The following is a 14,262-nucleotide window of genomic DNA, read 5'->3' as shown; positions in this document are numbered from 1 at the left end:
GCACCTCAGGATGAGGGCGGAGAGAGGGCGCGGCTTGTGTCACCGGAAGGTTCTGCGGTGTGCCAACGACCAGACTCAAAGGTCGAAACCTCGAAGGACGGGGGCGTGCCGCGACGCTGTCGTTTTGATCGGGGAGCCAGGCCTGCCGGGAGTTTGGGAAGCGTCTCTCGCCGGCATGATCGGGCTTTCCCAGCGTCAGTAAGCGCGGGCATGCCCAGCGTTCTATTCTTGCGCTCGGCAATATACTTGTGAGATTGTGGCGATATACATGCGACAATGCCTGACGAGGGCGGCGCGGGGGCTTCGATGACATCCGTGAGGGTCAATGAGCTGATATCGGTGGCGGGGCAGCCCGATGCCGCCGGTTTTGCCGCTTTCGCGGCAGACGGCTTTACCGCCGTCATCAATGACCGGCCGGATGGCGAGGAGCCGGGGCAACCCGGCAATGCAGCCGAGAAGGCTTCCGCCGCCGCTGCCGGGCTCGCCTACAGCTTCGTGCCGGTGAAGGGGACCGAAATCACCGAGGCCGATATCCGCGCCTTCCAGGCGGCGATGACGCAAGCGAAGGGACCGGTCGTCGCCCATTGCAAGAGCGGCACACGGGCCCTGACGCTCTATGCGCTGGGCGAGGTGCTGGACGGGCGGATGAAGGTCGGGGATGTCGAGACCTTCGGTCAAAATCTCGGCTTCGATCTTGCCGGCGCACGCCGCTGGCTGGAGAAGCGGGCAGGGCAGGCGCCCGTGGTGAAGGCCTTCTTCGAACCTCACACATGCAGCGTGCAATATGTCGTTTCCGATCCCGCGGCGAAACGCTGCGCCATCATCGACCCGGTGCTCGATTTCGACGAGATGTCGGGTGCGACGGGAATGGCCAATGCCGATGCCATCCTCGCTTATATCGAAAGCGAGGGGCTGACGGTCGAGTGGATTCTCGACACGCATCCGCATGCCGATCATTTCTCCGCCGCCCATTATCTGCATGAGAGGACCGGTGCGCCGACGGCAATCGGCGCCCATGTCACCGACGTCCAGGCTCTCTGGAAAGAAATCTACAACTGGCCGGACTTCGAAACCGACGGCTCGCAATGGGACCGGCTGTTTGCCGATGGCGACACGTTCGAGATCGGCGCGCTTGAGGCGCGGGTGATGTTCTCGCCCGGCCATACGCTCGCCTCGGTGACCTATGTGATCGGCGACGCCGCTTTCGTGCACGATACGGTGTTCACGCCGGATTCCGGCACCGCCCGCACGGATTTCCCCGGCGGCAGTGCCGGCGCCCTCTGGCACTCGATCCAGGCGATCCTGTCGCTGCCCGAGGAGACCAGGCTGTTTTCCGGTCACGACTATCAGCCCGGTGGCCGTCACCCGCGCTGGGAAAGCACGGTCGCCGCGCAGAAGCGCGCCAATCCGCATATATCAGGCATCGACGAGGCCGGTTTCGTGTCGCTGCGCCAGGCACGCGACCGCACGCTGCCGAAACCGAAGCTGATGCTTCACGCGCTACAGGTGAATATTCGGGGAGGCAGATTGCCGGAGCCGGAGGATAACGGCCGGCGCTATCTGAAGATCCCGCTGGATGCGTTGTAGCAAGGAGCAGCGTTGCGGCGCGGGCTTCGAGGCTTCGCCTTCGCGGGCTGCGCACCTCAGCATGAGGAACGTTGGCGGATGCCGCGGACCCACCACAGCCAGTGCTCCCACGTTCCGTCTCCATTTCTCAAATCCTCCGCAATAGTCATTGACGCCGTCGGGGCAAGCGACGTAACTGGGGGCGACGGTTCCCTGAAGATGACTCCAAGGGGATTAATAGGGAACACGGTGAGGACGACCCAGTAGGGACCGAGACCGTGGCTGCCCCCGCAACTGTAAGCGGATTGTCGATCATCCCAGGGTGAGCGCGTCAGCGTTCATCCCCAGGGGCCTCTGGCCCAGCCACTGCGCTATAGCGCGGGAAGGCGGTTGAGACGACGCATATCCGCAAGCCAGGAGACCTGCCGTCAATCACGATCCAATCAACCGGGCGGGGATGCCCGGACAAGGAGCAGACATGATTGACCTTCTGAACCTTCGCCTGATATCGGCATGCATCCCTCTCGATTGGGTTTCCTGCGGCTAATCCACGCGCAAGCGTGATTACAGCCCGCATATCGGCGCGCGGCACAGCCCGGGCGTTTTTCACTTCATCGAGGTTTTCCATGCGCCAAATTCTCGCCACCATGACATTTGCCTTCGGGCTCGCAGGCCTTGCGGCACCAAGCCTTGCCGCGACCCGATATCCGCTGACCATCACCAATTGCGGCCAGGCGGTGACCTTCCAGAAAGCGCCGGCAAAGATCGTCTCGATCGGCCAGGGCACGACCGAAGTCCTCTTTTCGCTTGGCCTTGCCGACAAGATCACGGGTACGGCCGTCTGGGTCGGTCCCGTCCTGCCGCAATATGCCGAGGCCAACAGCAAGATCAAGCGGCTTGCCGACAACGATCCGAGCTTCGAATCCGTCGTCGGGCAGGAGCCCGATCTGGTGGCGGCCGAGTTCGAATGGCATGTCGGTGCGCAGGGCTCGGTCGGCAAACGCGAGCAGTTCGCCGACCTCGGGATCAATACCTATCTCGCGCCGGCCGATTGCGTCGCCAAGGTCAATACCGACGGCGGCGACGGCGTGCGTAGGGAATTGTTCACGATGGACCTGATCTACCAGGAAATCGCCGAACTCTCCGAGATCTTCGACGTCAAGGAGCGCGGCGATGCATTGATCGCGCAGCTGAAGAAGCGCGAGGCCGATGCCGTGGCGTCGATTTCAGGCGCAGCGGGCAAGAACCTGCCGGTGGTCTTCTGGTTCTCCAGCAAGGACGTCAATGGCGACGCCTTTATCGCCGGCAAGAACAGCGCGCCGGCCTATATCCTGAAGACGATCGGTGCGAGGAACGTCGTGACGACGGAAGAGGAATGGCCGCTGGTCGGCTGGGAAACCATCGCCCAGGCAAACCCTCAAGTCATCGTCATCGCGACGATGGATCGCCGCCGTTACGCGGCCGACGATCCCAAGGTCAAGGTCGGTTTTCTCGAAAACGACCCGGTCACCAGGGAACTGGATGCCGTCAGGAACAAGCACTTCGTGATGATGGACGCGCAATCGATGAATCCGACGATCCGGACGATCGACGGCATCGAGACATTGGCGAACGGCATCAAGTCTTTCGGCCTTTCGCAGTGAGCGCAACGCCGGCCAGGAAACCAGGATGGTGGGCGCTGGCAGCGCTCACCACAACAGCGTTGCTGCTTCTCGGGCTGATGGTCAGCCTTGCCGTTTCCATCGGCGAGATCGCCATCCCGCTTGCGACGACGGCAGAGGCCGTCTCGAACCGGCTGTTCGGAACGGATTTCGAACTCAGCCGCATCCACCAGGGCATCGTCTGGGATTATCGCCTGAGCCGGGCGCTGGTTGCCGCCAGCGCCGGCGCGTCGCTGTCGCTTTGCGGGGCGATCCTCCAGGCGCTGCTGCGCAATCCGCTGGCCGAACCCTATGTGCTCGGCATCTCCGCCGGCGCCTCGACCGGCGCCGTCTGCGTGATGATCCTCGGCTTCGGTTACGGCGTTCTTGGCCTCTCGAGCGGCGCCTTCATCGGCGCGGTCATCGCCTTCCTGCTGGTCGGCTTCCTGGCGACGGGGGTCGGGGGAACCGGCGAGCGCATCATTCTCTGCGGCGTCGCCGGGTCGCAGCTCTTCAATGCGCTCACCTCCTACGTAGTGACGACGTCGGCGAATGCCGAGCAGGCGCGCGGCATTCTGTTCTGGCTTCTCGGTTCACTCAGCGGCGTGCGCTGGCCCGATGTCTACCTTTCGGCGCCGGTCGCGCTGGTCGGCTTCATCATCTGCATTGCTCATGTCAGGGCGCTCGACGCCTTCGCCTTCGGCACCGATGCCGCAGCCTCGCTCGGCATTTCCGTACGCCGCGTCCAGATCACGCTCTTCGGGACGACCGCGGCGATGACGGCGAGCGTCGTCAGCATGGTCGGCTCGATCGGTTTTGTCGGCCTCGTCATTCCGCATGCTGCCCGCTTCCTCGTCGGGCCGGCACATGGGCGGCTGCTGCCGGCAACGGCGCTCGGCGGCGCGATCTTCATGGTCGGCGCCGATATCGTTTCGCGCATCATCATACCGCAGCAGATCTTGCCGATCGGCGTCGTCACCGCGCTGTTCGGGGCACCGGCCTTCGCCGTCATTCTCTATCGCGCTCGGAGAAGCGCATGAGCATCCGCATCGACAAGGTGAGCTTTGCCGCCGGCGACACCGTCATCGTCAACGGCGTCAGTCTGGCTGTGGAAAAGGGCAAGGTGCTCGGCCTGCTCGGGCCGAACGGCTCGGGAAAATCGAGCCTGCTCAGATTGATCTGCCGGCTGCGCAAGGTTCGCAGCGGCGTCATCAAGCTCGGGGAAGACGACATTGCCTCGCTGTCGCGCGCAGCCCTTGCGCGCCGCGTCGCCTTCGTCGAGCAGCAGTCGGCGACCGATACGCAATTGACGGCACGAGACGTGGTGCGGCTCGGCCGCACGCCGCATCGCGGGCTGCTGTCGTCCTGGGGCGCCGCGGATGATGCCGCCGTCGAAGAGGCCCTGTTGCGGGTGGGCATGCGGGAGAAGGCGGGCCAACTCTGGCAGACGCTGTCGGGCGGCGAGCGCCAGCGCGTCCATATCGCGCGATCCCTGGCGCAGGCGCCGAGCGAATTGCTGCTCGACGAGCCGACCAACCATCTCGATATCCAGCATCAGCTCGACATTCTCTCGCTGATCTCGAAACTCGGCATCACCTCTGTCGTCGCGCTGCATGATCTCAATCTGGCGGCGATGTTCTGCGACAGCCTGGCGGTGCTCGAGAAGGGCGAGGTCGTCGCCTCCGGCGCGCCGGAGGATGTGCTGACGGAGGATATGATCGGCCGGGTCTTCGGCGTTCGCGCCCATGTCCAGAAATCGGCCGTGCATGGCCGCCATCATATCCAATACGTCATCGATTGAAGAATGGCCGGTAATTTCGCCCTCAAGGGGTGGTGTGACCTCACTGGCCTTTTTCCTGGACTGGCGTATGATTTTGCGAGGCGCGCGAGCGCCCGGTCGAACGGAGGTTCGAGATGCTCGAACGAAATCAGTTTCCCTTGCGCCCTGTCGTCCCCGGCTTCGCTGTTGCCTGGGTTGTCGTCATTTCAGGTGCGAGCGTTGCGCTCAGCCTGCTTTTTGCCTGCGTCACGCCCTTCGTGGCGCTGGCGGCGGTGTCGGCGGTCATTCTTCCCCGGCGGATGGCGGTGACGGCGGTACTGCTGGCCTGGCTCGCCAACCAGATGGTCGGGTATCTCGTGCTCCGCTATCCCCAGACTTGGGACAGTTATGCCTGGGGTCTGGCGATCGGTGTTGCGGCATTCGCATCGCTGGCTGCAGCGCTTGGGGTGCTTCGTCTCGCTGCCGACCTTGCCGTCACCATGGCCGGCGCCTTCATCGCCGGCTTCGTTGCCTATGAAGGCGTGCTTTTTGCCGCAAAGGCGGTGCTTCCTTCAGGCGAGGGCGCCTTTTCGGCGTCCGTCGTGGCTGATGTCCTGCTGATCAATTCTCTGGCCGCGATCGGGCTCATCTGCCTGCATGCCATTGCGGCAGCCGGGCGTGCGTTTGTCGCAGGACAGCCGGGACCGGCGCTGCCTTAGGCTTGTTACCTCAGTGCATGTCATGTCTGAGCGCAAAGACCTAAGACGCCGGAAATACCATCGCGGCCCGTAACAACTGGATGGCCTTAGAGACCGATGGCCGCGTGACCGACGGCGGCACTGTGCGTTCGCAGAACTCGCGCCAGACAAACAGCGTCAGTTCCGCGCCATCCGTTGTCGTTTCCCCCGGTCCCTCCGCGAAATTCGCCAGCTGGCGATAGCGGGCGTCCTTCCAGAACAATTCCTCCACCCAGTCATAGATCGGGATCACATGGAAATGGATCGGATAACCGGGCGTGTGCCCGTATCGGCCGATATAGACGCGCTGAGCGCTCAATTCCCGCTTTAATGCGCTCTGAGCTCTTGCGAGCAAGGGGCCGAACTCGGCCAAGGCGTCTACGGATAAATCCGACAGATCGGTCGTGTCGGTCTTGGAGCCGATCATGAGATAGCCGGGAAGGGCGGAGTTCATACGGTGGTTCACCAGCCATCCGGCCGTCTCGGCAACATGAAAGTGCGGAGGAATTTCCAAGTGCTGCCTCTCTCCGTTCCCGCAAATGTCGCTATCACTTCTGATGGCAGCAGAATAGGCAGGTTTGCAATGGCTGCAATGTCGATCCAGAAGATCGACCAAGGCTCGCTCTCGCCTTCGCAGCCGTTGACATTCGTGTGACGAGGCGCGGCCACCGGGCGTCTGTCGCTCGCAAAGCTTGAGCACGACGAATGGGCGGCGATCGACAAGACCCTGAGTGAAATGCGCGACGGGCGGGTTGAGATAGCGGCCGGCAACGGCTATCTGGTGCCAACCCGCAAGCGGACCTTCCGCGAACGACAAGGCGTATAGCTCTCATGATCCCTGATTTCCTCGTCACCCATTCCGGTGGCTTCCATGCCGACGAATTGCTGTCGAGCGTCATCCTGACGCGGCTTTTCCCGCAGGCGCGGATCGTCCGCAGCCGCGCGCCGGAATGGATCACGCCGGGCGAAGACCGCATCATCTACGATGTCGGTGGAACCTATGACCCTGTTGCCCGGATATTCGATCACCACCAGCGTGGTGCGCCGCTACGCGAAGATGGCCAGCCTTACAGCTCGTTCGGCCTGATCTGGAAACATTACGGCCGCGATTATCTCGCAGCCTCCGGCCTTCCCGAGGCACATGTCGAGGCGGTTCATGGTTCCTTCGACGCCGGCTTCGTGCTGCCGATCGATCTGACCGACAACGGCGCGCTCAGCCCTTCGGGGCCGCTGGCCAGCTTGACGCTGCCGGTGCTGCTAGAGACCCTGAAACCGGTTTTCGACGAAGTGGAGCCCGAGGCCGACGATCGCGCTTTCCATGCGGCGCTTGCCGTTGCCCGCAGTTTCGTCGAGGCCAGGATCGGCCAAAGTGCTGCAAAATTGCGGGCGGAGACGATCGTGCATCAGGCGATCCAGGCTGCGGGGCAGGGGCATGTTCTGGAATTACCGAGGGGAATGCCGTTCCGTCCGGCCATCGTCAAGGCGGGCGCCGATCACCTGCTGTTCGTCGTCCACCCGCGTGAAAAAGACTGGTGCGTGACCGGCATCCGCCGCGCCGAAGAAGGGTTCGAGCTCCGGGCCGATCTGCCGGCAGCCTGGGCCGGTCTTACCAATGGAGAGCTGGAGGCCGTTTGCGGCATAGAGGGCGCGAGCTTCTGCCACAACGGCCGCTTCATCGCCGCCGCCAGAACCCGCGAGGCGGCACTTGCCATGGCCGAGCTGGCAGTGCGGGAGGCGCTCGGCGGCTAGGCCAAATGGCGACAGCTAACTGCCACGCTCAACCCATCGTCAATGGCCATCAGCAGAGCCGGTTCACGAGCCAATGCCGTGGAATTTCTCGGAGCGAACACACGGTGAAGTCTGCAGTCGGCCCGAAGCGGCCATCTGCTGCCATTACGGTCTTCGGTATAGGTATTGACGCTTTTCCCTGAGGGGGTTGCTTCGAGCGTTGTCCTTTGCTGTCGGGAACAATGGTCGCGCTACCCGGCCCGCTACTGCCCAGTAAGCGATACCTCCCAGAATCCCGCACGAGGCCCAAATGGTGTCTTGGTAGGCGAAAAGCACATCGTAACGAAGCGGTGGCAGGAACGGTTCCGCGTTGGAGCTTATAACGTATCCCATAAGCGCCCAAGTTCCTGCATAGTAGGCAACGCGCCGATAGCCCAAGGTTTCGGCAACACTTACAATCAACAGAACTGGTCCAAAGAAATAATACAAACCCAACAAGATAAAAGGCACAGTCGATCCGGGAAGTTGGATGAATCGAGAAGCCTCGTCTTCACGTAAGAGTACTGTGATTATCGCTTGCGCCAATCCGAATGAGATTACTCCCGCAAGATAGCCCAGGAGAATCATAAAGACGCGTAGCAGGAGATGCCCGAACGTTTCCAACGCGGACCTGCAGTCGATAATCATGCCAACTCCATAGATCGATCCCTCACGGGTAAGAGCTGCGCAAACAGAAGCAGAATTTTCTTGCGATTGCTTTCCGATCTTCGTTTGGATTTTAGCAATACCACTTCACCGTTGCCTCACCAACGACCGCTCCTGGCGCGTTCTTGCCATCTCTATCACAGCCGTAGCGTCTGATACGGCCAGCGCTCTTGGTCCCTGTGCTAGGAAAACAGCGCTTACGTTGGCTGGAGCCTCGATCTCTAAGATGAGATCCGCGTCGGGTCCGCCGGAGATCGGATCGCGTTCCGGTAGCTCCAAATGCGGAACTGATTGACTTGCTGCCGCGAAGGACTAAGCTTTAGTAATAACAACCACTACCCATACGCGAAAGATCGCGAAGGGTGCGAGTGGCTGGCGACCTTCAGGAGGATGAGGTTTGCCGTGGATTACCGTATTGTTCTGCTGATCGCCACATCCGTCATTGCCCTGTTTCCTGCTGCGTCAGGGGCGCAGGAGGGCGACGCGACCGCGGGCGCCGTCGTTTTTAAAAAATGCGCGGTCTGTCATGTCGTCGAATCCGATACGAACAAGGTCGGTCCGTCGCTGAACAAGCTGTTCGGCCGAAAGGCCGGAACGCATCCTGATTTCGCCTACTCGGCCGCTATGAAGGCGGCTGGCGAAGGCGGTCTCGTCTGGGACGAGACGGTGCTGCGCGACTATCTGCACAATCCGAAAGCAAAGGTGAAGGGCACGAAGATGGCATTCGTCGGCTTGAAGGACGATCAGGAGATCACCGATCTCATCGCCTATCTCAAGCAGTATTCGCAGTGAGGCAATATCCCCGGTCATGGGCAATATTGCCGGTGGCGGGCAATACTCCAAATGACGGGTCGCGGCGGCTGGTCCATGGCTAAATTGCCGTAATTGCCGATATTTTCTATCTGTGCGATAATAAACAATCTGTTCGATAATATAGACGGGCTTTTTGCGGAATGCGGTTTCACGGGTCAACCTGCTCGAGGAGGAGCGGATATGGCTGTCGTGCTGATCCTCGTCCTGATTGTCGTCGGCTCCGTGCTGTTTCATGTGCTGAGCCCGTGGTGGTGGACGCCGATCGCGTCCAACTGGACCTATATCGACAGCACCCTCGTCATCACCTTCTGGATCACCGGCATCGTCTTCGTCGCGGTGGTTTCGTTCATGGCCTACTGCGTCTTCCGCTTCCGGCACAGGCCGGGCAACCGGGCGCATTATGAGCCCGAAAACCGCCGGCTGGAATTGATGCTGGCAGGGGGAACGGCGGTCGGCGTCGCGGCGATGCTGGCGCCCGGCCTCATCGTCTGGAACCAGTTCATCACGGTGCCTGCCGATGCCGCATCGGTCGAAGTCGTCAGCCAGCAATGGCTGTGGAGTTTTCGCCTGCCTGGGGCGGACGGAAAGCTCGGCCGTGCGCAGACGCGCGACGTCACTGCCGAAAACCCGCTCGGGCTTGACAAGAACGACGCAAACGGCCTCGACGACGTCATCATCGAGGGCGGCGAACTGCATCTGCCGATCGGCAAGCCGGTGCATATATTGCTGCGCTCTATCGATGTGCTGCACGATTTCTACGTGCCGGAATTCCGGGCCAAGATGGACATGATCCCCGGCATGGTCACCTATTTCTGGTTCACGCCGACGCGGACGGGCAATTTCGAGATTCTCTGCGCCGAACTCTGCGGCGTCGGCCATCCGCAAATGCGCGGCAGCGTCGTGGTCGATAACGATGCGGACTACCAGACCTGGCTCGGGCAGCAGCAGACATTCACCCAGCTGACGGCGTCATCGGGAGAGCCGCCGCCGGCAAATTGACGCGATGCAGCGGCCGAAAAGCCGTTTGCCGGTTCAGGGAACCCCAGCGGTCACAGACCGCATGCCGGCTCAAGAAACCGGCGGGAAGGGAAGAGAGATCATGGTCGAGATTCCATCCGGCAGCATCCCCTCCGCCGAAGTCGAGGATGTCGAGCTCTATCATCCGCACAGCTGGTGGACGAAATATGTGTTCAGCCAGGATGCCAAGATCATTGCCGTGCAATATTCGGTGACCGCGATCTCGATCGGCCTGGTGGCGCTGGTGCTTTCCTGGCTGATGCGGATTCAGCTTGCCTTTCCCGGCGCTCTCGCCTTCATCGATGCCGATCACTATTACCAGTTCATCACCATGCACGGCATGATCATGGTGATCTATCTCCTCACCGCGCTCTTCCTCGGCGGCTTCGGCAATTACCTCATTCCGCTGATGGTCGGCGCCCGCGACATGGTGTTTCCTTACGCGAACATGCTGAGCTACTGGATCTATCTGCTTGCGGTGCTGATCCTCGTCGCCGGCTTTTTCGCACCCGGCGGCCCGACAGGGGCCGGCTGGACGCTCTATCCGCCGCAATCCGTTCTGTCAGGCACGCCCGGCGGCAAGGACTGGGGCATCCTGCTGATGCTCACCTCGCTGATCGTCTTCATCATCGGCTTCACCATGGGCGGCCTGAACTATGTGGTAACCGTGCTGCAGGGGCGGGCGCGCGGGATGACGCTGATGCGGATGCCGCTCACCGTCTGGGGCATCTTCACGGCGACCGTGATGGCGCTGCTCGCCTTTCCCGCGCTCTTCGTCGCTTGCGTGATGATGCTGTTCGACCGCGTGCTCGGCACCAGCTTCTTCATGCCCGCGATCGTCGAGATGGGCACGCAGCTGCAGCATGGCGGCGGCAGCCCGATCCTGTTCCAGCATCTGTTCTGGTTCTTCGGGCATCCGGAGGTCTATATCGTCGCGCTGCCGGCTTTCGGCATCGTTTCCGACCTGATCAGCACGCATGCGCGCAAGAACATCTTCGGCTACCGGATGATGGTCTGGGCGATCGTCATCATCGGCGGCTTGAGCTTCGTCGTCTGGGCGCACCACATGTATGTCAGCGGCATGCACCCGGCCTTCGGCTTTTTCTTCGCCACCACGACGCTGATCATCGCCATTCCGACGGCGATCAAGGTCTACAACTGGGTGCTGACGCTCTGGCGCGGCGACATCCACCTGACGCTGCCGATGCTCTTTGCGCTCGCCTTCATCGTCACCTTCGTCAATGGCGGCCTGACCGGCCTTTTCCTCGGTAATGTCGTCGTCGACGTGCCGCTGTCGGATACGATGTTCGTCGTTGCGCATTTCCACATGGTCATGGGGGTCGCACCGATCCTCGTCATCTTCGGGGCGATCTATCACTGGTATCCGAAGGTGACGGGACGCATGCTGGACGAGACACTCGGCCATATCCACTTCTGGATCACCTTTCTCGGCACCTATGCGATCTTCTTTCCGATGCATTATCTCGGCCTGCTTGGTGTGCCGCGCCGTTACTTCGAGATGGGAGAAACGGCCTTCGTTCCGCCTTCGGCCCATACGCTGAATATCTTCATCACCGTCATGGCGCTTGTGGTCGGGGCCGGGCAGATGGTCTTTCTGTTCAACCTGGTCTGGAGCCTTTTCCGGGGCAGGGAGGCCGGCGGCAATCCCTGGCGGGCGACGACGCTCGAATGGCAGACGCCGCAGACGCCGCCCGCACACGGCAACTGGGGCAGGGATCTGCCTGTCGTCTACCGCTGGGCCTATGATTACAGCGTGCCGGGTGCGGCCGAGGATTTCATTCCGCAGAATGTGCCGGCAAGCGACGGCGTGACGCGAGAGGTCCCGGCATGAGCGTCGTGCTGATCTTCCTCGCCGCCATCGCCGCCATCATGATCTGGTGGCTGGCCGGGCAGCGGCTGACCTCGAAACCCTGGCTGGAAACCGGCTCGGTGCAACTGCCGGATCATCATGGCACCGAGCGGGCGCTTGTGCCGGCAGTGAAGATCGGCCTGTTCGTGTTTCTCGGCGTCGTCGGCGCCGTCTTCAGCCTTGCCGTCAGCGCCTATTTCATGCGCGCGGCATCGGCGGACTGGTGGGGGATGCCGGTTCCGCGGCTGCTCTGGGTAAACACCGCGGCACTGGCCTTGAGCAGCGCCGCACTGCAATGGGCCAAACGTGAAGCACAGCACGGCCGGATGGAAAGCCTGCGGCCGGCGCTTGCGACAGGACTGGCACTTGCCGTCTTCTTTCTCGCCGGGCAGATCCAGGCATGGCGGGAACTGACGGCGGCCGGCTACGTCCTGGCCGACAATCCCGCCAACAGCTTCTTCTATATGCTCACCGGCCTGCATGGGCTGCATATTTTGGGCGGGCTTGCCGTGCTGGCGCATACGACGGTCAAGGCGTTCGCAGCCGATGTCGCACCGGAGAGACTGCGGCTCAGCGTCGACCTTTCGGCCATCTATTCGCATTTCATGCTCGCCGTCTGGCTTTTGCTCTTCGCGCTTTTTGCCGGCTGGGCGAATGATTTCGTCGATCTTTGCCGCACGTTGATAAGCTAAAGGATTTGCAGATGGCACATTCTGTCCAGACACATTCTGTCCAGAAACATGGCGAGGCAGATCTCAGACCCGCGGGGCTTCGCGGAGTCGCGGCCGATTTCAGCTCGGATCAGCGCGCCTTCAAGACCGCCTCCTGGGGCAAGGCGATGATGTGGATCTTTCTGCTCAGCGACACCTTCGTCTTCGGCTGTTTCCTGATCGCCTATATGACCGCCCGCATGTCGACGCCCGTCCCCTGGCCCAATCCGAGTGAGGTCTTCGCGCTGCATATCGGCGGCCAGGATGTGCCGCTGATCCTGATCGCGATCATGACTTTCGTGCTGATCTCGAGCAGCGGCACCATGGCGATGGCGGTCAATTTCGGCTATCGCCGTGACCGCCGCGTGACCGCGATACTGATGCTGCTGACGGCACTTCTCGGCGCAACCTTCGTCAGCATGCAGGCTTTCGAATGGACGAAGCTGATCACCGAAGGCGTGCGCCCCTGGGAGAACCCATGGGGTGCAGCCCAGTTCGGATCGACCTTCTTCATGATCACCGGCTTCCACGGCACCCATGTGACGATCGGCGTCATCTTCCTCCTCATCGTCGCCCGCAAGGTCTGGCGGGGCGATTTCGACGTGGAACGGCGCGGCTTCTTCACCAGTCGGAAAGGCCGCTACGAGGCCGTCGAGATCATGGGCCTCTACTGGCACTTCGTCGACCTGGTGTGGGTCTTCATCTTCGCGTTCTTCTATCTGTGGTGAGGTCGTCATGAGCGAGACAACGGCGCATGCCCAAAGCCAAGCGGTGCACGCACAGGCGCACACCGGACAGCAGCATCCGATCCGGCTCTATCTCCTTGTCTGGGGGCTGCTCTTCGTCCTCAGCGCGGCGTCCTACATGGTCGACTATCTCGGCCTCCAGAGCTATCTGAGGTGGACTCTGATCCTGCTGTTCATGATGCTGAAGGCCGGGCTGATCGTCGCCGTCTTCATGCATATGGCCTGGGAGAGGCTGGCGCTCGTCTATGCCATCCTGCTGCCGCCGGTGCTGGTGCTGGTCTTCGTGGCGCTGATGGTATCGGAAGCGGACTATACGATCTTCACCCGGCTCGCCTTCTTTGGTGCTACGCCGTAGACAGCGATCATCGGGAGAAGGTTTCGTATGGCTGAGGTCTTGTTGTTCCACCATGCTCAGGGGCTGACCCCGGGTGTGTGCGCCTTCGCCGACGTCGTGCGGGCAAAAGGCCACATCGTGCACACGCCGGATCTCTTCGAGGGGCAGGTGTTTCAAAGCATCGAAGAAGGGCTCGCCTATATCGACGGGATCGGATTCGACGAAATGAGGGAGCGCGGCGTTCGCCTCGCCGACGACCTGCCTGCGGAGATCGTCTATGCCGGCTTTTCGTTCGGCGTGCTGCCGGCGCAGAAGCTGGCACAGACACGGCCCGGAGCCCGTGGGGCTCTGCTCTTTTACTCCTGCCTGCCGATCCGTGGCGAGTGGGCCTTCGGACCCTGGCCGGATGGCGTGCCGGTCCAGATCCACGGTATGGACAAGGATCCGATTTTCGCAGGCGAGGGCGATATCGATGCCGCCCGCGAGATCGTCGAGGCGGTCGAGGATGCGGAACTTTTCCTCTATCCCGGCGATCAGCACTACTTCGCCGACAGCTCGCTGCCGTCCTATGACGCGGATGCGACCGCGCTGCTGACTGCCCGCGTGCTTGCCTTCCTGGATCGCGTTTGATCAGTGC

At 61.8% G+C, this 14,262-nt stretch carries 14 protein-coding genes and 1 riboswitch; of the genes, 13 read left to right on the top strand and 1 reads right to left on the bottom strand.

All coding sequences use genetic code 11. The annotated features are described in order from the left end of the window. Positions 1-306 precede the first annotated feature (306 nt). The 5 genes from blh (at position 307) to GGD57_RS03665 (ending at position 5,684) form a co-directional block, all read left to right on the top strand. Complete coding sequence (blh, locus tag GGD57_RS03685; protein ID WP_184466956.1) at positions 307-1,587, top strand: bifunctional sulfur transferase/dioxygenase Blh; 1,281 nt, start codon at positions 307-309, stop codon at positions 1,585-1,587. A gap of 168 nt (positions 1,588-1,755) precedes the next feature. Then, positions 1,756-2,010: riboswitch (cobalamin riboswitch) on the top strand. A 182-nt stretch (positions 2,011-2,192) separates the two neighbouring features. Then, the gene (locus GGD57_RS03680) at positions 2,193-3,209 is read left to right on the top strand and encodes an ABC transporter substrate-binding protein (protein WP_184466954.1); all 1,017 of its coding nucleotides are present in this window, start codon (positions 2,193-2,195) and stop codon (positions 3,207-3,209) included. After that, positions 3,206-4,246 (top strand): iron chelate uptake ABC transporter family permease subunit, encoded by a 1,041-nt coding sequence (locus GGD57_RS03675; protein WP_184466952.1) that lies wholly within the window; start codon positions 3,206-3,208, stop codon positions 4,244-4,246. Before GGD57_RS03680 ends, GGD57_RS03675 begins: the two co-directional genes overlap by 4 nt. Continuing rightward, complete coding sequence (locus GGD57_RS03670; protein ID WP_184466950.1) at positions 4,243-5,007, top strand: ABC transporter ATP-binding protein; 765 nt, start codon at positions 4,243-4,245, stop codon at positions 5,005-5,007. Before GGD57_RS03675 ends, GGD57_RS03670 begins: the two co-directional genes overlap by 4 nt. Before the next feature lie 113 nt (positions 5,008-5,120). After that, positions 5,121-5,684: a hypothetical protein gene (locus tag GGD57_RS03665; RefSeq protein WP_184466948.1), complete on the top strand. Its 564-nt coding sequence runs from the start codon at positions 5,121-5,123 to the stop codon at positions 5,682-5,684. Between the two features lie 40 nt (positions 5,685-5,724). Here the strand turns inward: GGD57_RS03665 and GGD57_RS03660 are convergent, their stop codons facing one another. Next, positions 5,725-6,216, bottom strand: coding sequence for an HIT family protein (locus GGD57_RS03660; protein WP_184467402.1), 492 nt, complete (start codon positions 6,214-6,216; stop codon positions 5,725-5,727). A gap of 317 nt (positions 6,217-6,533) precedes the next feature. Between GGD57_RS03660 and GGD57_RS03655 the strand changes: the two genes are divergently transcribed. From GGD57_RS03655 to GGD57_RS03620, 8 genes are all read left to right on the top strand, one after another. Then, entirely contained in the window at positions 6,534-7,451 is a 918-nt protein-coding gene (locus GGD57_RS03655; protein ID WP_184466946.1) for an MYG1 family protein, read from the top strand. Between the two features lie 1,086 nt (positions 7,452-8,537). After that, positions 8,538-8,927 carry a c-type cytochrome gene (locus tag GGD57_RS03650; protein WP_184466944.1) on the top strand — a complete coding sequence of 130 codons (390 nt, stop codon included), beginning with the start codon at positions 8,538-8,540 and terminating at the stop codon, positions 8,925-8,927. 201 nt (positions 8,928-9,128) lie between these two features. After that, positions 9,129-9,947, top strand: a complete 819-nt coding sequence (locus tag GGD57_RS03645; RefSeq protein ID WP_184466942.1) for a cytochrome c oxidase subunit II — start codon at positions 9,129-9,131, stop codon at positions 9,945-9,947. 100 nt (positions 9,948-10,047) lie between these two features. Next, complete coding sequence (gene ctaD / locus GGD57_RS03640; protein ID WP_184466940.1) at positions 10,048-11,817, top strand: cytochrome c oxidase subunit I; 1,770 nt, start codon at positions 10,048-10,050, stop codon at positions 11,815-11,817. Beyond that, complete coding sequence (locus GGD57_RS03635) at positions 11,814-12,527, top strand: cytochrome c oxidase subunit 3 (protein WP_184466938.1); 714 nt, start codon at positions 11,814-11,816, stop codon at positions 12,525-12,527. The genes ctaD and GGD57_RS03635 overlap by 4 nt, the downstream gene beginning before the upstream one ends. Positions 12,528-12,538: 11 nt before the next feature. Beyond that, entirely contained in the window at positions 12,539-13,273 is a 735-nt protein-coding gene (locus tag GGD57_RS03630; protein WP_184466936.1) for a heme-copper oxidase subunit III family protein, read from the top strand. A 7-nt stretch (positions 13,274-13,280) separates the two neighbouring features. Then, complete coding sequence (locus GGD57_RS03625) at positions 13,281-13,646, top strand: cytochrome C oxidase subunit IV family protein (RefSeq protein WP_184466934.1); 366 nt, start codon at positions 13,281-13,283, stop codon at positions 13,644-13,646. Between the two features lie 27 nt (positions 13,647-13,673). Next, positions 13,674-14,255 carry a dienelactone hydrolase family protein gene (locus tag GGD57_RS03620; protein WP_184466932.1) on the top strand — a complete coding sequence of 194 codons (582 nt, stop codon included), beginning with the start codon at positions 13,674-13,676 and terminating at the stop codon, positions 14,253-14,255. The last annotated feature ends 7 nt before the right edge of the window (positions 14,256-14,262 follow it).

This window comes from Rhizobium esperanzae, from assembly GCF_014197615.1.
GTDB lineage: Bacteria > Pseudomonadota > Alphaproteobacteria > Rhizobiales > Rhizobiaceae > Rhizobium > Rhizobium esperanzae_A.
Note: the sequence above shows the minus strand (reverse complement) of the source record. Positions and strands in the feature narration are given on the sequence as shown.